The sequence below is a fragment of the uncultured Rummeliibacillus sp. genome, assembly GCF_934216135.1.
GTDB lineage: Bacteria > Bacillota > Bacilli > Bacillales_A > Planococcaceae > Rummeliibacillus.
Window position 1 is genome coordinate 23472 of the sequence record NZ_CAKQBI010000007.1, and the last position, 21969, is coordinate 45440.

Sequence of the window (21969 nt, forward strand, 5' to 3'; positions counted from 1 at the left end):
GCCACTTTTTTCTATTAATGAATATTCGCTATGTGTTTTCAAAAGAGGCTTTCAAATACAATTTATTTAATTGCTAATTTTTATAAATATATAATTTAGGCAACTTTGGGTCATCCCGAATGAAATAATTCTTTGGAAACTTTCTTAGTTTTTTATACATCGCGAAATCTCCAACTGCTCCAGCGATAAGCCACGCACCTAAGATAAGCCATAGGTTATTATTGAGTATAAAACCTATCATAGCTGGAATTACACCTGTAATCCAAAAAGGAAGTAAAAGGGACTTTTTCATTGCCCTATTGTGTAAATATCTTGTTGTTGTAGCATAGGCGACACCCATTTTTAAATTGACGCCATATTTTAAACTACTAATTGGGACTCTTCCAAAAAGAAGAAAACCAATTAGATGACAAATTTCATGTATAACGATTAATCCAATATATAAAATAAAAAAAAGAAAAAAATTAAAAATGGATATATGAAAAGCAAATTCCCCATGTATAAAGCCATTAACCAAAAGGAAACTAATCATTAAAAAAATGGTCCAAAATAAATTCTGCCTTGCTATTCTTTTTATATCTAATTCAATAATATCAATTGGTTCTGAACAATTCTCCATTTACATCCCTCCACTCTAAAGTATATGAAAATAAATCCCCCTTGCCTAGCAAAGTTAGTTGCTTAATATTCTAATATATGATACAATTCGTTGATGTGAGTAGTAAAAATTACTAACTCCTTGCCAAGGGTTTCGAACTTGGCCAAAGTCCACAAGGAGGTGCTTATATAATGAGAGCATACGAATTAATGTATATTATTCGTCCAAACATCGAAGAAGAAGGTAAAAAAGCTTTAGTTGAACGTTTCAACGAAATCTTAACTTCTAACGGTGCTGAAATCATCGAATCAAAAGAATGGGGCAAACGCCGCCTAGCTTACGAAATCGAAGACTTCCGCGAAGGTTTCTACCAAATCGTGAAAGTTAACGCTGATTCTAAAGCAATCGATGAATACACTCGTCTTGCTAATATTAACGAAGATATCATTCGTCATATTGCAGTTCGTCAAGAAGACTAATTTGAACTTGAACAAAAGCAGATAAAGGAGGTTGCATTCTGATGATTAACCGTGTCGTACTAGTTGGAAGACTAACAAAAGATCCAGAACTTCGCTACACACCAAGTGGCGTTGCTGTTGCTCGTTTTACACTTGCTGTAAATAGAACGTTTTCTAACCAACAAGGTGAGAGACAAGCGGACTTTATCAACTGTGTAGTTTGGCGTAAACAAGCTGAAAATACAGCAAACTTCTTACGTAAAGGAAGTCTTGCAGGTGTTGAAGGCCGTATCCAAACAGGTAGTTATGAAGGACAAGATGGTAAACGTGTTTATACAACTGAAGTTGTTGCAGATAGCGTACAGTTCTTAGAACCACGCAGTGCTGCAGGAGACCGTCCTCAACAAGGACAACAATATGGCGGTCAGTCATATAGTGCTCCACAACAAGGAAACTATCAACAACCATCTTATCAACAGAATCAATCACCTAGTCAGCAAAATTACACACGTGTAGATGAAGATCCATTTGCACCAGTTAGCAATGGTGGAGGAAAAGTCGACGTAACAGAAGACGATCTACCATTCTAAGCAAATGACTTATTGCACGTCATATACGATAATTATATAAGGAGGGAAACTACACAATGGCACCACGTAGAGGAGGCCGCAAACGCCGTAAAGTTTGCTATTTCACTTCTAATAACATCAAACACATCGATTACAAAGATGTTGATTTATTAAAAAAATTCATCTCTGAACGCGGAAAAATTCTTCCACGCCGTGTGACTGGTACAAGCGCTAAATATCAACGTAAACTTACATCAGCTATCAAAATGGCTCGTGTAATGGCTTTACTACCATTCACTGCAGATGATAAATAATGATTTTTTAAAAGACCGGCATATGCTGGTCTTTTTTTATATTGTAAAATTGAATAAGGAGTAGATGATCAGTTAAAGAGTAGTTGCTGATCATTTTTTACATTTTATTTTTGTTTAGACAATGTTAGTTGATACATCTAGGTTTTTGTTCGATACCATGAAACATGATACAATAATAAGATGAAATAATAGATTTTCTTTATGAAAAGGAAGGTTTTAAATGCCAGAAAATCAGACAAGGAGAATTACGCATGGCGCCATGATGGTGGCATTGTTTGCTATATTATTAGCCATCTCTACATATATACCAGTGTTGAATATCGTATCGATTTGGTTTATTTCTTTACCGATTGCTTGGTATAGATCAAAGTATAGTCGTGGCTCCTCATTATTAGTGTCTATTGTTAGTTTAGCAATTGCATTTTTAATTGGCGGGATTTTATCTTTACCTTTAGCTGTTATAGTTGTATTGATTGGATTGGTCATCGGCGATGCAATTAGTACAAAGAAAAGCAAAGTCTTTTTATTTATGTCGACAGCCTTTACAGTATTGATTTCTATTGCAATTGAATATATTGTGTCTGTAAAATTCTTTAATATCGATATTTTAAAGGAAGTCATAACAAACTTCCGGGAAAGTTATGAGAGATCAAATGAGATGGTCAAAGCAATGACAGGTAAAGCCCCAATCTCAACTGATCAATTAGACACATTGGTCAATACAATGCAAATGGGTATGCCAACAATGATAACGTTAATGGTATTTTTCTTGACGTTTATTATCATTTCTTTGAATTTACCATTATTAAGACGTTTTGGACTAGAAGTTCCTAAATTTGCTCCATTTAGAGATTTACAATTACCACGTGCCTTTTTGTGGTATTATCTCATTGTATTATTAATAACGTTATTTATAAAACCTGACACAGGGTCATTTATTTATGTAGTTGTATTGAATTTATCTTTTCTCTTAAGTACACTATTTTTGCTTCAAGGTATTTCATTGATTCACTTTTTCATGTATCAGCAAGGATGGCCGAAATGGACAATTGTAGTTGGTACTATCCTCGCTTTTCCACTAAGTTCGTTTGTTACTTTAATCGGTATAGCAGATTTAGGATTTAATATCCGTGGACTTATTAGTGGCATGACAAGAAAATAAGGAGTTGAGCTTTATGGGTACTCTTTTTAGAAAACGACCAATACGATATCCTCTTTTAATCCTGTCATTGCTTGGAATAGCAGGTATTGTGATATGTGTAATGTGGAACTTATTGACTGGCGCCGTGTATGGAATAGTCTTGGTATTAGTTTTGATTCTTACTTGGAAAGCTGAGTCTGAAACGTATAAAGAGACTGAAAGGCATATCGAAATGCTATCATATCGCTTAAAAAAGGTGGGCGAAGAGGCATTACTTGAAATGCCAATTGGTATTGTATTAATCGATGACCAGTTTCTGATTGAATGGACAAATCCTTATATGCTTCGCATATTAGGGACAGATTCTTTGATTGGAGAGGAAGTCTTCTCTTTATCTGAAGACTTATATAATCTGATTAAGCACGAGGAGTCAAATGAACTCAATATTACTCTAAAAGAACGAAAGTATCGTGCATTCTATAAACCAGAAGAAAAATTACTTTACTTCTTTGATATTACAGAACAAGTTGAAATAGAAGCACTTTACCATGATGATCGTACAGTAATATCAATTCTTTTTGTTGATAATTATGATGAAATTACCCAAGGTATGGATGATCAAACTCGAAGTCAAACCAATTCTCTTGTAACATCTCTTGTAAACAATTGGAGTACAACATATGGAATCTATATAAAACGAATTGACTCTGATCGTTTTATAGCAATTATGAATGAGTCAATTTTGCAAGAACTAGAAAAGAAAAGATTTGCTATTCTTGATGATATTCGGGAGATAACAGCACAGCAAAATTTATCTCTAACATTGAGTATTGGTGTAGGTGCTGGTTCACAATCGTTATTAGAATTAGGAGAACTTGCACAGTCTAGTTTAGATCTTGTACTAGGACGTGGCGGTGACCAAGTAGCGATTAAACAACCAAATGGTAAGGTAAAGTTCTACGGTGGAAAAACCAATCCTGTTGAGAAGCGTACAAGAGTACGTGCTCGTGTTATCTCACATGCTTTACGCGATTTAATACAGGATAGCGATCAAATCTTTGTAATGGGGCATAAAATGCCGGATATGGATGCGATAGGGGCTGCTATTGGTGTTCGTAAAATGGCTGATATGAATGGAATTGATGGTTATGTAGTTTTAGACTTCGATAATATTGACAATAGTATTAATCGTTTAATGCAAGTAGTGAAGGATAAATCGGATTTATATAATCGTTTTATTACACCAGAAGCAGCGTTGGATAAAATAACAGAAAAGTCACTGTTAGTAATAGTAGATACGCATAAACCAAGTATGACCATTGAGGAAAGATTATTAAACAAGTCTGATAAGGTAGTCGTTATTGACCATCATCGTCGTGGTGAGGAATTTGTTAAAAATCCTATGCTCGTTTATATGGAACCTTATGCTTCCTCAACAGCAGAATTGGTAACGGAATTGTTAGAATATCAACCAAAAAATGATAAAATAACAATGTTAGAGGCGACAGCTTTGCTAGCGGGGATTATTGTTGATACGAAAAGTTTCACGTTGAGAACAGGTGCAAGAACATTTGAAGCAGCTTCATATCTACGTACAAATGGGGCCGACACAGTGTTGGTACAACGACTTTTAAAAGAAGATATAGGTACGTATATTGAACGTTCTAAGATTGTTCAAACAGCTGAATTTATCCATAATGGAATTGTTGTTGCACGAGGTGACAGTGGTAAAATCTATAATTCAGTATTAATTGCACAAACTGCAGATATTTTATTAACAATGAAAGACATATCTGCATCCTTTGTAGTTGCGCATCGTAATGATGGAAAAGTGGGCATTAGCGCACGTTCATTAGGTGAGATGAATGTTCAACTAGTCATGGAGGAACTAGGTGGCGGCGGACATTTAACTAACGCTGCATGCCAACTAGAAGTTCAAACTATAGATGAAGCGATAGAAAAGTTAAAAAAAGCAATCGATGATGTATTGGAAGGGAGTACTGAAGTATGAAAGTCATTTTCTTAAAAGATGTTAAAGGTCAAGGTAAAAAAGGTGAAGTGAAAGAAGTTTCTGATGGATATGCACGTAATGTTTTACTAAAACAAAAAAACGCTGTTGAAGCAACAGCGGCTGAGATAGCAAAATTAAAGGCTCAAAATAAACGTGCAGCTGCAAATGCAGCACAAGAATTAGAGGATGCAAAAGCATTAAAAGAAACATTGGAAAATTTAACAGTTGAATTGTTGGCGAAACCGGGTAAAGATGGTCGCTTATTTGGATCAATTACTTCAAAACAGATTGCAGAACAATTACAAAAAGATCATGATATTAAAATTGATAAACGTAAAATGGAACTAAAAGAAGCAATACGGACTTTAGGTGTAACAAAAGTACCTGTAAAGCTTCACCATGAAGTAACTGCTACATTGAAAGTACATGTTGCAGAACAAGAGTAAGGGGAGACATTTATGAACGATCCACAATTGGACCGCGTTCCGCCCCATAACCAAGAAGCTGAACAATCTGTCATAGGGGCAATATTTCTTGAACCACAGGCGTTAATTACTGCTTCAGAAATTCTAATTCCTGATGACTTTTACCGTTCTGCACATCAGAAAATATTCCAAACTATGTTACGTTTGAGCGATCAAGGGAAAGCAATTGATGTTATTACAGTTACTGAAGAGCTATCGTCACATAACGAATTAGAAGATGTTGGGGGCATTTCTTATATTACAGAAATTGCAAATGCTGTTCCAACAGCTGCAAACGTGGGTTACTACGCTCAAATCGTATCTGAAAAGGCAGTACTCAGACGCTTAATACGCGTAGCAACTAAGATTGTAGAAGATGGTTATACACGTGAAGATGAGGTAGATGCTTTACTTTCTGAAGCTGAAAGTAGAGTCATGGAAGTGGCGAATCGCAAGAATGCCGGTGATTTTAAGCATGTAAAAGATGTTCTTGTTGAAACATATGCGAATGTAGAACATTTACAAAATCGCAAAGGCGATATAACTGGTATTCCAACAGGGTTCCGTGACCTGGATCGTTTAACAGCTGGATTCCAACGGGGCGATTTAATCATTGTTGCTGCCAGACCATCAGTTGGGAAGACAGCCTTTGCATTGAATGTTGCCCAAGCAGTTGGTACTCAAACAGAAGAGAATGTTGCTATTTTCTCTCTGGAAATGGGTGCAGAACAACTTGTAATGCGTATGCTTTGTGCTGAAGGAAATATTGATGCCCAAGTTTTACGTACAGGTGCTTTAAATTCAGAGGATTGGCGTAAGCTAACGATGGCAACTGGTACACTATCCCGTGCAGGAATCTATATAGATGATTCTGCTGGTGTACGAGTAAGCGAGATTCGTGCAAAATGTCGTCGGCTAAAACAAGAGCATGGGTTAGGCATGATCCTAATAGATTATCTCCAACTTATACAAGGAAGCGGTATAGCGGGACAAAATAGACAACAAGAAGTATCAGAAATTTCGCGTTCACTTAAAGCACTTGCCCGTGAATTGGAAGTTCCAGTTATTGCATTATCTCAATTATCGCGTGGTGTAGAACAACGTCAAGATAAACGACCGATGATGAGTGACCTTCGTGAATCTGGGAGTATCGAGCAAGATGCCGATATCGTAGCATTCTTATATCGTGAAGATTATTACGATAAGGAAACTGAAGATGCTAATACAATTGAAATTATAGTAGCTAAACAACGTAACGGTCCAACAGATACCGTTAAATTAGCATTTAAAAAAGAATTTAATAAGTTTGTTAGCGTAGACTGGTCTGCAGAAGCAACAGCAGGAGGCTACTAGATAAAAAACACGAACATTGATGTCAGACGAATATAATATGTTCGTGTTTTTTACTGTTTTTTATTGACTTGGCTTATTATCGTTGATACAATAAGTCTGTTTGAATCAGGACACGAAGAAAGTGTCTGACGGAGGTGCTGATTATGACATCAGTTGTAGTGGTAGGAACTCAATGGGGAGACGAAGGTAAAGGTAAAATTACAGACTTCCTTTCTAAAGAAGCAGATGCAATCGCACGTTATTCTGGTGGCGATAATGCAGGACATACTATCCAATTTGAAGGAGAAACATATAAATTACATTTGATCCCTTCTGGTATTTTCTATAAAGATAAACATTCAGTAATGGGTAACGGCATGGTTATTAACCCTAAATCGCTTGTTGAAGAATTAAAAGGACTACAAGAACGTGGGATTAATACAGATAACTTGCGCATATCCAATCGTGCACAAGTGATCCTACCTTACCATGTATATCAAGATAAGGTAGATGAAGAGTCTCGTGGAGATAAAAAAATCGGTACTACATGTAAAGGGATTGGACCTTGTTACACAGATAAAGTACAACGTATTGGTATTCGCGTAGCGGACCTATTAGACAAAGAAGTATTCGAAGAAAAGCTACGTTCTAATTTGGCTATGAAAAACCGTTTATTTGAAAAATTCTATGAAGTTGAGCCATTAAAATTTGAAGACATTTTCGAAGAATATTATGGTTATGGTCAAGAAATTGCAAAGTATGTAACTGATACTTCTAAAGTATTGAATGATGTATTAGACGAAGACGGTAAAGTACTATTTGAAGGTGCACAAGGTATTTTACTTGATGTTGACCACGGTACATACCCATATGTTACTTCATCTAATCCAGTTGCTGGAGGTGTAGCTACTGGAGCTGGAGTTGGTCCTTCTCAAGTTACTCGTGTCATTGGTGTAAGTAAAGCTTATACTTCACGTGTTGGTGATGGCCCATTCCCAACAGAATTGTTTGATGAAGTGGGTCATCAAATTCGTGAAGTAGGGCGTGAATATGGTACAACTACTGGCCGTCCACGTCGTGTTGGTTGGTTCGACTCAGTTGTAGTTCGCCATTCCCGTCGTGTATCTGGTATTACAGATTTAGCTCTTAACTCAATAGACGTATTAACTGGTCTTGAAACTGTGAAAATCTGTACGGCATATGACTACAATGGTGAAATCATCACTGAATATCCTGCAAATCTTCATATTATTGAAGGGTGTAAACCAATTTATGAAGAACTTCCTGGTTGGACAGAAGATATTACAGGATGCAAAACATTAGAAGAACTACCTGAAAATGCGCGTAACTATGTGAAACGTGTTAGCGAATTAACAGGTATTCAAATTGCAACATTCTCAGTAGGTCCTGACCGTGAACAAACAAATGTTTTAGTAAATGTTTGGGATAACTAAAATGAAAATTTAATTGTAATCAAATAGATAGAAACAAAGAAGCAAGTATGCATTGGGGTGCATACTTGCTTTTTCGTTTAGTGAATATCTCTCTTTTTAAATCTTCCGCCTCGTACTTCCGCGATATTACCAATTGCTAAAAAAGCATTGGCATCTAATTCTCCAACAATTGAAGTAAGTTTTGACTCTTCTAGACGAGTAATTACAGTAAAAATCACCTTTTTTGAATCACCAGTGTAAGCTCCTTCTCCAATCAAGTACGTGACGCCACGTCCTAAACGATCCATAATAGCTCTACCTATCTCATCATATTCTTCACTAATAATATATACAGCCTTTGATTCATCTAGACCTTGAATCACTATATCGATCATCTTGTAGGCGATAAAATAGGCTAGTCCTGAATACATTGCTTGTTCCCAAGTAAATACAAAACCCGCCACACTAAAAATAAGAAGATTAAAGAACATTATGATTTCGCCAACTGAAAATGGTAATTTCTTATTAAAAAGGATAGCTAAAATTTCCGTTCCATCAAGTGATCCGCCATAGCGAATAACGAGGCCGACTCCGATTCCAAGTACTATCCCACCAAACACAGTCGATAATAGTAAATCTTTCGTAAATGGTTCTAAATGATGAAGCATAATTGTAACAGTTGATAATGTTGTAATTCCTAGAGCAGTTGATAAGGCAAAGGTTTTACCAATTTGCTTATAACCGAGGAAAATAAATGGAATGTTTAAGAGGAAAATAAATATTCCTAGAGGTAAATCTGTTAGATGAGAAATGATGATGGAGATCCCTACAATTCCGCCATCTAATATCCTGTTCGGGACTAAAAAAAGTTCAAGTCCAATTGCCATAATACAGGCACCTAGAATGACCATGATGATTCTTTGAAATAGTTTTTGCTTAGATAACTTTTTGTTTATTTTACTAACATCTTTAGCTTGCGAGAGCACTGACTCTATGCTCCGTTTCGAATCACTCATAAAATCTCCCCAATTCTAAATAAAATAATTGCTATATTCATATTTTATCTGAAAATTTAGAAATAAAGAAGAAAAATATATTTAACATTCACATCAATTTATTGGCCATACAATGAATGGACTTCAATTTAAAAGAAGTTCAAGCTGGTGGTAAGAAATATAGTTCCTTTCACCCTTCATAATAGGAATTTTAGATATTCTTTTTTATGGTAAAATTATTAAGATGGTCATTTTTGTTGTCGATAATGGTCAATTTATTACCCAGGAAATGATATACTCCTGAATTTGTGAAAGATGCGTAGAACATAAAAGCATGTTAGAGTTAATATATACATTTTTATAATCTAACAGTAACGAACAACCTAAACTGATCGTAAGAAAGGGGAAAAGACTGTGGATAAAACAATATTAGTAGTAGATGATGAAAAACCGATTGCAGATATATTACAATTTAATCTAGTAAAAGAGGGGTACAAAGTAATCTGTGCTTATGATGGAGACGAAGCACTAGAAAAAGTAGAAGAAATAAAACCAGATTTAATGTTACTAGATATTATGTTACCGAAACGTGATGGTATGGAGGTTTGCCGTGAAGTGCGAAAAAAATACGACCTACCAATCATTATGTTAACAGCAAAAGATTCAGAAATTGATAAAGTATTAGGGCTTGAACTAGGTGCTGACGATTATGTAACGAAACCATTCAGTACACGTGAACTAATTGCACGTGTGAAAGCCAATATGCGTAGACACCAAACGGTTACAACTACTGAAGAATCAGTAGAAGAAAATAATGATATTGTTATAGGATCTCTAGTTATACAACCAGATGCATACTTAGTATTAAAGCGTGATGAATCAATTGAATTAACACACCGTGAATTTGAATTACTTCATTATTTAGCAAAACATATTGGTCAAGTAATGACCCGCGAACATTTACTTCAAACTGTTTGGGGCTATGATTATTTTGGTGATGTTCGAACTGTTGATGTAACGATTCGTAGACTACGTGAGAAAATTGAAGATAATCCAAGTCATCCAACCTGGATTGTAACTCGTCGCGGAGTAGGGTACTACTTAAGAAACCCTGAACAGGAGTAAAGGAAAATGCAGAAGGTTCGCTTTTTTAAATCGGTACAGGCAAAAATTGTACTGATTTATGTACTGCTTATTTTAATTGCCATGCAAATAATAGGGTTATATTTTGCAAAGCAATTAGAACAAACATTAAAAGAAAATTTTGAGACATCTATTACGGATCGCTTAAAACTTGTCAGATTTAGTGTGAAAGAGGAAATATTGAAGGAACGAACCGACAATGATCCAACACTTGAACAAAGTTTAAAAGGTGTATTAAATGAAGTATCTTCAGAGGATATCAAAGAGATTAGGGTAGTAGATGCAGATTATAGAATTTTAGCATCATCAGATATGAGTAATCAATCAATTATAGGGCAGCGCTCAATGGAGCAATTGGTAAGAGACTCATTACGTACCCAAACGCCAACTGAAAAAATAGCATTGGATAAGAAAACAAGAAAGAGAATTTGGGTAGTTGCAACTCCTATTAAATCGAATGGTAAAGTAATAGGGACACTTTATGTAAAGTCTAATATTGAACGTATATTTGAACAGATGAATGAAATTAATCAGATATTAGCAGGTGGTACGGCATTAGCCTTAGCTATTACCATTATATTAGGGATTTTCATCGCTAGAACTATTACGAAACCTATTTCGGATATGCGTAGACAAGCACAGGCGATGGCTAAAGGTAACTTTTCTCGGAAAGTTAAAGTGTATGGGAATGATGAAATTGGCCAATTAGCCATTACGTTTAACCATTTAACCAATAGGTTACAAGAAGCTCAATCAACTACTGAAGGTGAACGAAGAAAATTAGCCTCCGTTTTGGCAAACATGACAGATGGGGTTATAGCAACTGACCGAAAAGGGAAGATTATCCTTATTAATACCCCTGCACAAAAGTTATTAAATGGAGAACATAACGAATTAATGGGGAGACCATTAGTATCTGTTTTAGGTGTGGAGAAGGAACATACATTTGAAGACTTAATCCATATGAAGGACTCAATTAATCTAGATTTTAGTTCTCCTGAACGTCCGTATATTTGGCGTGCAAATTTCTCTGTTATTCAAAAAGAAACAGGATTTGTTAATGGTCTTATTACTGTACTCCATGATATTACTGAGCAAGAGAAGATTGAAATGGAGCGCCGCGAATTTGTTTCCAATGTATCACATGAATTGCGAACACCACTTACAACAATGCGTAGTTATTTAGAGGCATTAGCTGATGGTGCCTGGCAAAACAAAGATTTGGCTCCACAATTCTTAAATGTTACACAAACAGAAACAGAGAGATTGATTCGCTTAGTAAGTGACTTATTACAACTATCACGAATGGATAGCCGAGAGTATGAAATTAATGCAGACTATGTAGATTTCAATAAATTCTTTAATCGAATAATTGATCGATTCGAAATGTCTAAATCTAAAAATGTTGAATTCGAGCGTATGTTACCTACATTACCTTGTTATGTTGAGATTGATACAGATAAGATTACTCAAGTAATCGATAATATTATTTCAAATGCTTTGAAATATTCACCAGACGGTGGAAATATTCGTTTTGGCATGACGGCTAATGAAGGATTATTAACTGTTATGATCTCAGATGATGGTATGGGGATACCAAAGGAAAATGTAGAACGTATTTTTGACCGCTTCTATCGTGTAGACCGGGCAAGAGCAAGATCAATGGGAGGCACAGGATTAGGATTGGCCATTTCTAGAGAAATGATTTTAGCACATGGAGGAAAAATTTGGGCTGAAAGTGAAGAAGGCGTCGGAACAACAATCTTCTTTACTTTACCTTATGAAGAAGACGAGGCAGGTGAGTGGGATTGAAATATATCGAGCAGATAAAATCAGTCATACTATTTGTCTTAGTACTTTTAAGTATTACTTTAACCTTTTCAATTTGGACATATAGGCCAAACTATGCTCCTCTTGAAAAAACAAAGTCCGTAGATATTTTAGTTGGAAAAAAACTTCAACTTGTAGATATTATTAAGCCATATCGAATGGTTTTTCATCAGGATGGTATGTGGCTTGGAACCGATCAATCAAAAGAGATGAGCGGAATAATAGACCAAATGCAAAATTGGCAAGTAACAAATCCTACACTAGTAAGTGGTAATTTGGATTCTTCTAAAATAAACCAACTAGTGGCAGGGAATCAACGTTATACACTATTCTACTCATCGGAAATACCATACTCTATTTTCCAAGACTTTTTGCCAACCACTGAAAATAAAGTGAATGATATATCTTTTGATCAAATGATTGTAACCTGGAATCAATTATCAAATTCAGGGGAATTGACGGTCTTTTTTGCCAATACTGCCGAGGAAAAGTTATATAAAGCTAAAGCACATGTAAAGAGCAAATCTATTTTTGAAAAACAATTAGTTCGTTTATCGCATGACTTAGAAAGATATTCTGTTTTTTACCGAGAAAAGGGGACAGCCCTTTATTTGCCAACCAAAGAATCAAAAATGATACAGTCAGCTTATATTGTCAATAATATCTCGGTTGATAAATTTAAAAATGCAGTATTTGCGAATCCTGAGGTTGTAAAGAATAGTTTTGATGATGCAAATGTAGAAGAAAACTTTACAGATGGCGTTTCTATAATGAAAGTTAATAGTAATAAGAGAGTTTTGGATTACGTGAATACAACAGCTTCTGATAATCACGAGAGAGTTGAAAAGTCAAAACTAATCATAAATACATTTGATTTTATCAATAGACATGGAGGTTGGACTGGGGATTTTCGATATGATTCTTTAGATTATGAAAATAATAAAGTAACATACCAACTTTACATGGGGGATTATCCCGTATATGCTGACCTATTAGATACTTCCACCCAGATTGTAACGGTATGGGGAGACAATCGAATTGCAGTATATGCCCGTCCATATTATAAGCTTGTACCTAGCCTTGAGAATACCACTTTAACAATAACGGGTGGTCAAGAGGTGGTTGACAATCTTATGAAATTAAAGACAGTAAATTTCAAGGATATTAAAGAAATTCGCCCAGGCTATTTCTTAACAAAAAATGGACAAAACGCTTTTATCTTTAAACCAACATGGTTCTATTTAGTAAACAATAAGTGGTCACCATTACAAACTACTACAGTAGGAGGAGGTGGCCAAGTTGGATTGGAATAAAACGAAAACGATTTTTATCATTGTTTTTTCGATATTAAATGTTTTCCTATATACAATGTATGTAAATCGATACAATGAAGCAAAGATGATAGAACCAATTGGCAATACGGATATTTCTACACGATTAAAAGATGAGAATATAACTGTAAAGAGCAGCGCAGTAGATGGTGAAAGTGTTTCTTATATATCCGGAAAGGTGAAACAGTTCACGAATAAGGAATTAACATCTTTACAAAACCTACGTATTCAAATTATTAATGGCGGAACTGAAATCCAAGCGAAGATAACAAAGTTAAGCTCTTTACCAGATATTACGGATGAATTATTATCTGATTTTGTGAGGAAACAAGTTTATAAAGGTAGCTCGTATAAGCTCTGGAAGGTTAATAAAAAGGATAGAGAAGCTATTTTCTTCCAAATTTCAGATGATTATATGATTTATTACAATCAAAATGCAACTGTCAAAGTGCATTGGAACGATCGTTTAGAAATAACGGATTATGAGCAAAAAATGTTTGATTCATTAAAAAGCTTTGGGGAAAAGAGTACGTTGATCAAAGCACAACGAGCTATTGAAATTATCTTTGATAATGGATATTTGCCTGCTAACTCAACTGTTTCAAAGACACAACTTGGTTATTCTACTCTTGTTCCATTAACAGAAACGCAAGTACTTTGCCCAACATGGTATATTCATATCATATTACCGAAGGATGTAAATGGCGAAAGGAAAGAAGCGGATTATTTTGTTAATGCAGTTGATGGTACAATAGTTGATATTGAGCAAAATGTAAAAGGAAAAGAACTAGAAAAGCAATAAGGGGACTTTAAAATGCAGTTCAGTGTATTAGCTAGTGGTAGTACTGGTAACTCCATTTATGTAGAGAGTGGAGAACATTCTTTTATCGTCGATGCAGGGTTGACAGGTAAAAAAATGGAGCAGCTCTTTGAAAAAGTGGACCGTGATATAAAAAAGTTGAGTGGTATTCTCGTAACGCATGAACATTCAGATCATATTAAAGGTGTTGGCGTATTAGCCCGAAAATATAATATCCCGATATTTGCCAATGAAAAAACATGGCAGGCGATGGATGGTCTAATTGGTAATATACCTGTAGAACAACGATTTCAATTTGATATGGAAACAGTAAAGACGTTTGGTTCTTTAGATATTCAATCTTTTGCTGTTTCCCATGATGCAGCAGATCCAATGTTCTACTGTTTTCATGAAAATGGACAAAAGCTTGTTGTTATTACAGATACAGGGTATGTCAGTGATCGTATGAAAGGAATTATAAAAGGCGCTGATTCTTTTGTATTTGAAAGCAACCATGATGTGAGTATGTTGCAAATGGGACGTTATCCATGGTCAGTAAAACGCCGTATTTTAAGTGATCTTGGACATGTTAGCAATGAGGATGCAGCTGTTGCAATGAGTGAAGTTGTTGAACAAAAGTCCACACGTATATATCTTTCTCATCTAAGTAAAGATAATAATATGAAAGATTTAGCAAGAATGAGCGTTTCACAAACTCTACAATCATGTGGTATTATGCCAGGCGAATTTGTCCACTTATATGATACAGACGCCGAAGAGCCAACAGAAATAGTCACTGTTTAAAAACCCCCCCAATTTGAGGCAATCCTAATGTTGGATTTTACACTAACTTTTTAGGCCAACCTTAAATCGGGGGATTTTTTGTGCGAAAAATGGGGAAGTTATAGTAAGTTCACTTTATATTCTTTGTATTTTGAACTGATTTTAAATTTATTTTCATCTAATTTTAATCTTTGCATTATAAAGTAAAAGTATGAAGCGCTGATAGTTACAGAAAGGATGAAGAACATGGGCTATTATGATAATGATGAAACTCGAAGTAATAGAAAAGGTGGTAGTAAAGCCGGATACTTTTTCAGCGGTATTATAGGCGTTATTGTGGGAGCATTATTAGTATGGCTCTTGTTACCATCTATGGTTGGCTATTTACCGGGTGGAACAGAATCATCAACAACTACTACAACAAACAAAACGTCAACACCTCAAGTCTCAACTGAAGTCTCAACTAATGTTACAGATGCAGTTGATAAAACAAAAGATGCAGTTGTTGGCATTACCAACATTCAAGAAACACAAATGGATTTATGGGGCAGTATTCCATTCCGAGATGGCACAAATGGTAAAAGTGGAGATAACGAACAAGAAGCAGGCAGCGGCTCAGGTGTTATTTATAAAAAGGTTGGCAATAAAGCGTATATTGTGACTAACAACCATGTTGTTGAAGGTGCAAATCAGTTAGAAGTTACACTCTCAGACGGATCAAAGGAGCAAGCTAAACTTGTCGGAACTGATATTTGGACAGACTTAGCTGTGATCTCTATCTCAAGCAAAAAGGTCAAAACAATTGCTACTTTTGGCGATTCAGATAAATTAAAACAAGGTGAATCAGTTATTGCTATAGGTAACCCGTTAGGAATGGATTTCTATGGTTCTGTAACAACGGGTGTAATCTCTGGTAAAGACCGCACAGTTCCAGTTGACTTGAACGAAGATGGTACTGAAGATTGGCAAGCAGAAGTTTTACAAACAGATGCAGCCATCAACCCTGGTAACAGTGGTGGTGCTTTAGTAAATCTAGCAGGGCAAGTCATTGGTATTAACTCTATGAAAATTTCCGAATCAACTGTTGAAGGCTTAGGATTTTCTATTCCAATCAACACTGCAATTCCTGTAATTGATGAATTACAACAAAAAGGTAAAGTGGAAAGACCTTCAATGGGAGTAGCTCTTATTGATTTAACAGATGTGCCAGAATATCATCAAAGACAAACTTTAAAATTACCTGAGGAAGTAACATCAGGTATTGTTGTTAGCGAAGTAGTAAAAAATTCACCAGCCTCAAAAGCGGGGTTAAAGAAATATGATGTCATTGTTGAAATGGATGGCGAAAAAGTTGATAATTCAATCGCCTTGCGTAAAATCCTCTACAATAAGAAAAACGTTGGCGATCAAGTGAAAATAAAAGCTTATCGTAATGGGGAAATAATTCAAAAAACATTAACTTTAGCTGATAGTTCTAAAACACAATGATGTGGATAACTAAAATTAAATCTTAAAATCCCAAAATTTTAAAAAAGCGAGCAAAGAAAGTAAACGCCTAACTTTCCTGCTCGCTTTTCATTTGTTACAATAGGTTGTGGATAACAATTGATAAATTGTGTATAAGTCTGTGGAAATCTAAAATATTGAAAGGAAGAAATATTTTGAAAATATATAGCTGTGAAACCCATATAGGACACGCTTTAGATATGTTTGTTGCAATAGAAAAAGAGGTACCAATTATGGAAAAAGTGGAGGATGAAAAAAAGTTATCCACAAAGTGTAACTATTGCGAAGAGCAAGCAACATATATTGTGGCGAACAAATGAGCGCATACAATATCTTGAAATAGCCTGTGGATATGTGCATAAGTCTTGTGGATAATTTGTTTGTAAATTTAACATGAAGGTGGATAACCTGTGAGTATTACAATTATTAGTGTTGGGAAATTAAAAGAAAAGTACTTGAAAATGGGTATCGAGGAGTATGTCAAAAGACTTAATGGATATACAAAAATAGAACTCATAGAAGTGCCTGATGAAAAGGCACCCGAACAACTTAGTGAAGCTGAAATGGAAATTGTAAAGAAGAAAGAAGGCGAACGCATTCTTTCGAAAATCACACCCGATCACTATGTACTAGCATTAGCTATTAACGGTAAAATGCGCAGCTCGGAAGAACTATCAAAGACCATTGAAGATCTCCTGACATATGGTCACAGTAAAATTGCCTTCGTCATTGGCGGATCACTAGGATTGCATGATGATGTCCTAAAGCGTGCGGATGATAAATTATCATTTGGCAAAATGACTCTACCACACCAACTGATGAAACTGGTATTGGTAGAGCAGATTTATAGAAGTTTTCGAATAATGAAAGGTGAACCGTATCATAAGTAGTAGCCTGATCACAAAACACAATATCAATATAAGCCCCACATTATGAAAAAAATATCAATTTTCTCAATGAGAAAATTGATATTTTTTGTTTTATCCTGCTGATTTCATACTTTTGTAAGAAGCTGAAAACAATGAATCTAGTTAAAAGCAATTTTTCTAGATGTTTAACGACTAACAAGATTACCAATACTCTTATTCATTGTCAGTTTTTTGCCCACGTACTGGTTTGAAAATAGACAGTAAGTAAATCACTAAACCTACAATACCAATGCCAGCGATAATATTGAATGATTGCCCAGTGTAGAAGCCGCCACCGAAGTAGAAGATTTCACGTAAACCTTCGGAAGCAAAGCGAAGTGGAATCCAAGGGCGAATAAAGTTTACAAAGAAACTTGGAAGCATTTCTTGTGGTGTCATAAGAACACCCATACCTAAAAGCATTACAACCATGAATAACGTAATGGCTGGTTTTCCGATCCATGCAGTAATAGCTGAAACTAATAAGAAGAAACAGAATGCTGCAAATGATACGAAGAAGGCAACTAAGAAGTAGCCTGGCATGTTAATACCAGCGATCTGTCCTAATGTTGCAACAGTAAAACCTGAGAATAGGGCAATAATAATCCCAAATAAAACTTGGCCACCCATTAAGCGTAACGTTTGTTTACGTGTTAACAATTCCCTTTTCATAATATTTGATGTCGATAAGAATAAAATGAAACCACCGATTAATGCACCTACCCAAGCAGGCACTGCCATTAAGGTTGGAGCACTACCATTTGCTGTAGAAGCAGTAATTGCATTGAATACTTTCTCTTCAGAAACAATTGGATTTGCGAGTACAGACGCTTTGTTGGCATCAATTTGTTGACCGTCCATTTGTGTGATAAAGTTTGTAGAGTATTGATTGCTCAATTGCGTAATTAAAGCGTTTAAAGCAGTCTTTGCAAAGTTTGCACCTGTCATGTTAAAGCCTTGGTTAATATAAACTTTTAAAGTTGCTGGAGCGTTATTTGAGACAGCATTTTGTACGCTGTCATTATAACCTTTAGGAATAACTAATGCTGCATAATACTTTTTATCATCAAATAAATCTTCAATATTTTCCTCTTTTTCATTTGTAAAAGCTAGCGCAGGTTCTTTGCCATTAGTACCTTTACTCATTTGTTTGATGGCTGATTTTACAACATCTACATGTTCGCCCTCATCATTCACAATCAGTGCAACAGGTAGATTTTTCACTTGTGGATTTCCTTGAGCGAATAAATTTACCGAGAATAGAGCGATGATTATAATAACAGCAATAGGAGCAGCCCATGCTAATTTTTCTTTAAATAATTTCATTGAATTCATCCTTTCTCAATTTTCAACATGTTGTTTAGTAACATGCATTTATCTTATAATTTTTATGAATATAAAAGCAATGAACAAAAGTAAACAGGATGTTGAATTTTCAAAAGGAAGGTGATTTTTTTGAGTATTTATATAGAGAAAAATAGAAGAACAAAACAACTTATTCAAAAGTCATTTATGTTAATTTTAGAGAAAAAATCGTTTGAATCGATTACAATAGGGGACATTACAAAAGCAGCAAAAATCAATCGTGGAACATTTTATTTACACTTTAAAGACAAATATGATTTGCTCGAACAGATTGAACAGCAGTTATTTAGTGATTTAGGCACTCATATCGATGACTTGCAATCACAATATTCATCCACAAGTACGTTTAAAAAGGAACAAGAGGATTTAGCTGTTACATTGTTTCAATTTATTGAAATACATTCGCCAATGTTAAGAATATTTTTAAGTGATCGTGGTAGAGCCGGTTTTCATATTCGATTTAGAGATGCTTTTTCAAAAAAGGTACGCCTAAATCTAGAGAAAAATGAAACTTTCAATGAAAGGCTAAAGTTTCCAATTGAATACTTTTTATCCTTTATTACATCTGCTTTTTTAGGATTAATCGAACAATGGGTTCAAAATGGTTTAGATAAAACGCCTCAAGAAATGGCCATGCTATATATTGATATTATTTCCTTTATTCAAAATAAAGAATGATACAAATCACTCGAAAATATTAGTCAAATAAAACAGTAAAAGACCACAGAATAAGTGGTCTTTTATTTTCTTACGGAACAGTTTCAGCCTTTTATCGTAAGTTTTTGTTCCGAATAGGTTTTAAAATAATTGCTAATAGAACAATAATTGCTGCAATCACAACAGTTGAGTAGAATAGCCCACCATATCCATCTTGAGAAGCGGTTAATGTAATTTGATCTACGCTTGACTGAATGATTTCTTTTAACGTTGGATCCTGTATATGTTCTAAAATTTTGGAGTAATCAATTTCGGATGAAGAACTCGTTGGAGCCATAGATACGGCAACTTGTTGAAATTCTTGTAATGCTTCTGGGCTTAAATCAGCTTTCTCCATCTTACTTTTTAAAATTGTACCAAAATCATTTTGGAATAGACTAGGAATTTGGTTAAATCCACGTACAATGAATCCTGCATAAATGGTTGGGGCAATGGTCATTCCTATTTGACGAGCAAGAGAAAGTCCTGCTAGTGCTGATCCTTTATCCTTTTCAAGACGTTCTGTCGCCAAAATATTCAATGGTGCTCCTAAAAGAATACCAATCCCAAGACCAGCAATACATGACGAAATAATAAATTGCCATTTTGCATCTATCCATGTAGGGAATAACAAAAATCCAATTGCTGTAATGACTCCTGATAAAAATACAGCAAGAATAGGACCTTTTTTATCAACAAGTGCACCACCTAGTCCAGCACCGATACCAGATGCTAATGCTAATGGTGTCATCCAATAGCCAGAGTTTTCAGCAGCAATTCCTAAGACTTGTTCTGAGAAAGAAGGAATATAGATCATTCCCGCAAGTAATGCCCCTGACAACGCACCGATTAATAATGTCAGTAAGTAAGTAGGGCGAACTAATAAGCCAACTGGTAATATGGGATCTCCATTACGTTTTTCTAATGAACGATTATAGAAGATTAATCCAGCGAATAAGACGATCCCCGCGATTAAGAAGCCATAAACATTAAAAGTTGCAAGGCTCTCTAGTAAGGAGGTACCTTCAATGTTAGTTAAACCATACATAATACTAAGAACGGCTAATGAAAGCAGAATTGTTCCGATTAAATCTAGCTTTCCTACAGAAGGTTCTTTCGTTTCTTGGATCTTATAATAGCCTAAAATAATTAAAATGATGGCAATTGGCACATTTATAAGGAATAGTAAATGCCAATTCCCTGTTAAATCTAAAATAACACTACCAAGGTTTGGGCCTAAAATGGCTCCAACCCCGTTCATAGCACCTAATATTCCAAGCGCTTTCCCTTGTTTTTCTGCAGGAAATGTACTTAAAACATGTGAGCTACCAATGATGAAGATTCCACCACCACCCATTGCTTGGATGAATCGGGCTACTAAATAAAAAGCAAAATTTGGGCTTAGTGCTACAAGTAATGAACCAAGGCCGAATAATGCAACTTCAACAATAAATAGTTTCTTTCGACCGAATCGGTCTGAAATTTTACCTACAATCGGTATACTAATTGCTAAACCTAGTGTATATATTGTTACACCCCAGGCTCCCCAATTGGCAGGAACATCGAATGAGCTATTTATTGTTGTTAGAGCAGCACTAATAATCCCGTTATCTAATGCAGCCATTAGTACGCCAATACAGAACAACGTGATCGCCCAAGTTGGACTCGATGATTTATGACTCATTCTTTCATCTTCCTTTCTATCTTTATTTAAGACTGTAAGGTATCTAAAAAATATATGCATGAGGTGAATCATAAAGAGATATGGAGATTATAACAAATAATTTACAGTGATGTATATTCGTTATATATGACTAGGATGATCTAATAAATGTGTAGTGCCCAAAAAAGTAAGTGGTGGTGAATCAATCGCTAAGTCAGATTTAATTTAGTCTACAGCTAGAGAAAAGTCCAATTGATATAAAAAAATAGACATACCATATATAGAGCGATACTATACATTGGAGGTGATATGATATGCCATTTTATCCGCCACCAAATCCGAGAAGAAGACCCCAGCCTCCATATAGACAAGGGTTTAGAACACCTGATCAATTTAGAGGACAGAGACAGCCTTTCTTTATTCCAAATCAACAACAACCTCCACAATTTAGAAGTAGAGAATTACCTAATCACTTAAATACTATTATGGGCCACGTCGGAACTATAACGAATGGAGTTAATATGATGAGGCAATTAGGGTCCATTATGAGTTTATTTAGATAGTATTTTTGTACATTTATTAAGACAAGAAAACTTCATGAGAATGCCCCACTAAAAAGTATGCAGTGAG

At 35.3% G+C, this 21969-nt stretch carries 22 protein-coding genes; 18 read left to right on the forward strand and 4 right to left on the reverse strand.

Annotated features, from left to right (window positions below):
- Positions 1-73: 73 nt before the first annotated feature.
- Entirely contained in the window at positions 74-619 is a 546-nt protein-coding gene (locus Q0977_RS06240) for a DUF3267 domain-containing protein (protein WP_119416631.1), read from the reverse strand.
- Positions 620-789: 170 nt separating this feature from the next.
- Between Q0977_RS06240 and rpsF the strand changes: the two genes are divergently transcribed.
- The 8 genes from rpsF to Q0977_RS06280 all read left to right on the forward strand — a co-directional run bounded on the left by rpsF (position 790) and on the right by Q0977_RS06280 (position 8341).
- Complete coding sequence (rpsF, locus tag Q0977_RS06245) at positions 790-1077, forward strand: 30S ribosomal protein S6 (RefSeq protein WP_119416632.1); 288 nt, start codon at positions 790-792, stop codon at positions 1075-1077.
- Between the two features lie 41 nt (positions 1078-1118).
- Entirely contained in the window at positions 1119-1646 is a 528-nt protein-coding gene (gene ssb, locus Q0977_RS06250) for a single-stranded DNA-binding protein (RefSeq protein ID WP_119416633.1), read from the forward strand.
- A 56-nt stretch (positions 1647-1702) separates the two neighbouring features.
- Positions 1703-1939 carry a 30S ribosomal protein S18 gene (rpsR, locus tag Q0977_RS06255; RefSeq protein ID WP_119416634.1) on the forward strand — a complete coding sequence of 79 codons (237 nt, stop codon included), beginning with the start codon at positions 1703-1705 and terminating at the stop codon, positions 1937-1939.
- Between the two features lie 220 nt (positions 1940-2159).
- Positions 2160-3101: a YybS family protein gene (locus tag Q0977_RS06260; protein WP_124218271.1), complete on the forward strand. Its 942-nt coding sequence runs from the start codon at positions 2160-2162 to the stop codon at positions 3099-3101.
- Between the two features lie 13 nt (positions 3102-3114).
- A complete protein-coding gene (locus tag Q0977_RS06265) occupies positions 3115-5091 on the forward strand; it encodes a DHH family phosphoesterase (protein WP_119416636.1) in 1977 nt (658 codons plus the stop codon).
- The gene (gene rplI / locus Q0977_RS06270) at positions 5088-5537 is read left to right on the forward strand and encodes a 50S ribosomal protein L9 (protein ID WP_119416637.1); all 450 of its coding nucleotides are present in this window, start codon (positions 5088-5090) and stop codon (positions 5535-5537) included. Before Q0977_RS06265 ends, rplI begins: the two co-directional genes overlap by 4 nt.
- Before the next feature lie 12 nt (positions 5538-5549).
- Positions 5550-6908, forward strand: coding sequence for a replicative DNA helicase (gene dnaB / locus Q0977_RS06275; protein ID WP_119416638.1), 1359 nt, complete (start codon positions 5550-5552; stop codon positions 6906-6908).
- 143 nt (positions 6909-7051) lie between these two features.
- Complete coding sequence (locus tag Q0977_RS06280; protein ID WP_119416639.1) at positions 7052-8341, forward strand: adenylosuccinate synthase; 1290 nt, start codon at positions 7052-7054, stop codon at positions 8339-8341.
- 77 nt (positions 8342-8418) lie between these two features.
- Here the strand turns inward: Q0977_RS06280 and Q0977_RS06285 are convergent, their stop codons facing one another.
- Entirely contained in the window at positions 8419-9336 is a 918-nt protein-coding gene (locus tag Q0977_RS06285; RefSeq protein WP_367269446.1) for a YitT family protein, read from the reverse strand.
- A gap of 393 nt (positions 9337-9729) precedes the next feature.
- Between Q0977_RS06285 and yycF the strand changes: the two genes are divergently transcribed.
- The 8 genes from yycF to rlmH all read left to right on the forward strand — a co-directional run bounded on the left by yycF (position 9730) and on the right by rlmH (position 17597).
- A complete protein-coding gene (gene yycF, locus Q0977_RS06290; protein WP_119416795.1) occupies positions 9730-10440 on the forward strand; it encodes a response regulator YycF in 711 nt (236 codons plus the stop codon).
- A gap of 6 nt (positions 10441-10446) precedes the next feature.
- Positions 10447-12270, forward strand: coding sequence for a cell wall metabolism sensor histidine kinase WalK (gene walK / locus Q0977_RS06295; protein ID WP_119416796.1), 1824 nt, complete (start codon positions 10447-10449; stop codon positions 12268-12270).
- Positions 12261-13601: a YycH family regulatory protein gene (locus tag Q0977_RS06300; RefSeq protein WP_119416797.1), complete on the forward strand. Its 1341-nt coding sequence runs from the start codon at positions 12261-12263 to the stop codon at positions 13599-13601. Before walK ends, Q0977_RS06300 begins: the two co-directional genes overlap by 10 nt.
- Positions 13588-14421, forward strand: coding sequence for a two-component system regulatory protein YycI (locus Q0977_RS06305; RefSeq protein WP_299511555.1), 834 nt, complete (start codon positions 13588-13590; stop codon positions 14419-14421). The genes Q0977_RS06300 and Q0977_RS06305 overlap by 14 nt, the downstream gene beginning before the upstream one ends.
- A 12-nt stretch (positions 14422-14433) precedes the next feature.
- On the forward strand, positions 14434-15222 hold the full coding sequence (locus Q0977_RS06310) for an MBL fold metallo-hydrolase (RefSeq protein ID WP_119416799.1): 789 nt from the start codon (positions 14434-14436) through the stop codon (positions 15220-15222).
- A 225-nt stretch (positions 15223-15447) separates the two neighbouring features.
- Positions 15448-16689 (forward strand): S1C family serine protease, encoded by a 1242-nt coding sequence (locus tag Q0977_RS06315; RefSeq protein ID WP_119416800.1) that lies wholly within the window; start codon positions 15448-15450, stop codon positions 16687-16689.
- A gap of 173 nt (positions 16690-16862) precedes the next feature.
- Entirely contained in the window at positions 16863-17027 is a 165-nt protein-coding gene (locus Q0977_RS06320) for a CxxH/CxxC protein (protein WP_119416801.1), read from the forward strand.
- A 90-nt stretch (positions 17028-17117) separates the two neighbouring features.
- A complete protein-coding gene (rlmH, locus tag Q0977_RS06325; protein ID WP_119416802.1) occupies positions 17118-17597 on the forward strand; it encodes a 23S rRNA (pseudouridine(1915)-N(3))-methyltransferase RlmH in 480 nt (159 codons plus the stop codon).
- 192 nt (positions 17598-17789) lie between these two features.
- Here the strand turns inward: rlmH and Q0977_RS06330 are convergent, their stop codons facing one another.
- Complete coding sequence (locus tag Q0977_RS06330) at positions 17790-18941, reverse strand: YhgE/Pip domain-containing protein (protein WP_119416803.1); 1152 nt, start codon at positions 18939-18941, stop codon at positions 17790-17792.
- 129 nt (positions 18942-19070) lie between these two features.
- On the opposite strand from Q0977_RS06330, the gene Q0977_RS06335 reads away from it, so the two are divergent.
- A complete protein-coding gene (locus Q0977_RS06335) occupies positions 19071-19658 on the forward strand; it encodes a TetR/AcrR family transcriptional regulator (protein WP_119416804.1) in 588 nt (195 codons plus the stop codon).
- Positions 19659-19749: 91 nt separating this feature from the next.
- On the opposite strand, the gene Q0977_RS06340 is transcribed toward Q0977_RS06335, so the two are convergent.
- A complete protein-coding gene (locus Q0977_RS06340; RefSeq protein WP_299511561.1) occupies positions 19750-21360 on the reverse strand; it encodes an MFS transporter in 1611 nt (536 codons plus the stop codon).
- Between the two features lie 293 nt (positions 21361-21653).
- Here Q0977_RS06340 and Q0977_RS06345 point away from each other — a divergent pair, with 293 nt between their 5' ends.
- The gene (locus Q0977_RS06345; RefSeq protein ID WP_119416805.1) at positions 21654-21902 is read left to right on the forward strand and encodes a hypothetical protein; all 249 of its coding nucleotides are present in this window, start codon (positions 21654-21656) and stop codon (positions 21900-21902) included.
- Positions 21903-21969: the final 67 nt, after the last annotated feature.

Bases quoted from the DNA above. Each gene is read 5' to 3' on its own strand.
- dnaB (WP_119416638.1), top strand. From the start codon at position 5,550: ATGAACGATCCACAATTGGACCGCGTTCCGCCCCATAACCAAGAAGCT.
- ssb (WP_119416633.1), top strand. From the start codon at position 1,119: ATGATTAACCGTGTCGTACTAGTTGGAAGACTAACAAAAGATCCAGAA.
- Q0977_RS06285 (WP_367269446.1), bottom strand. From the start codon at position 9,336: ATGAGTGATTCGAAACGGAGCATAGAGTCAGTGCTCTCGCAAGCTAAA.
- Q0977_RS06340 (WP_299511561.1), bottom strand. From the start codon at position 21,360: ATGAGTCATAAATCATCGAGTCCAACTTGGGCGATCACGTTGTTCTGT.
- Q0977_RS06345 (WP_119416805.1), top strand. From the start codon at position 21,654: ATGCCATTTTATCCGCCACCAAATCCGAGAAGAAGACCCCAGCCTCCA.
- Q0977_RS06265 (WP_119416636.1), top strand. From the start codon at position 3,115: ATGGGTACTCTTTTTAGAAAACGACCAATACGATATCCTCTTTTAATC.
- Q0977_RS06240 (WP_119416631.1), bottom strand. From the start codon at position 619: ATGGAGAATTGTTCAGAACCAATTGATATTATTGAATTAGATATAAAA.
- Q0977_RS06260 (WP_124218271.1), top strand. From the start codon at position 2,160: ATGCCAGAAAATCAGACAAGGAGAATTACGCATGGCGCCATGATGGTG.
- rpsF (WP_119416632.1), top strand. From the start codon at position 790: ATGAGAGCATACGAATTAATGTATATTATTCGTCCAAACATCGAAGAA.
- Q0977_RS06330 (WP_119416803.1), bottom strand. From the start codon at position 18,941: ATGAAATTATTTAAAGAAAAATTAGCATGGGCTGCTCCTATTGCTGTT.
- Q0977_RS06315 (WP_119416800.1), top strand. From the start codon at position 15,448: ATGGGCTATTATGATAATGATGAAACTCGAAGTAATAGAAAAGGTGGT.
- rpsR (WP_119416634.1), top strand. From the start codon at position 1,703: ATGGCACCACGTAGAGGAGGCCGCAAACGCCGTAAAGTTTGCTATTTC.
- Q0977_RS06310 (WP_119416799.1), top strand. From the start codon at position 14,434: ATGCAGTTCAGTGTATTAGCTAGTGGTAGTACTGGTAACTCCATTTAT.
- Q0977_RS06280 (WP_119416639.1), top strand. From the start codon at position 7,052: ATGACATCAGTTGTAGTGGTAGGAACTCAATGGGGAGACGAAGGTAAA.
- rplI (WP_119416637.1), top strand. From the start codon at position 5,088: ATGAAAGTCATTTTCTTAAAAGATGTTAAAGGTCAAGGTAAAAAAGGT.
- walK (WP_119416796.1), top strand. From the start codon at position 10,447: ATGCAGAAGGTTCGCTTTTTTAAATCGGTACAGGCAAAAATTGTACTG.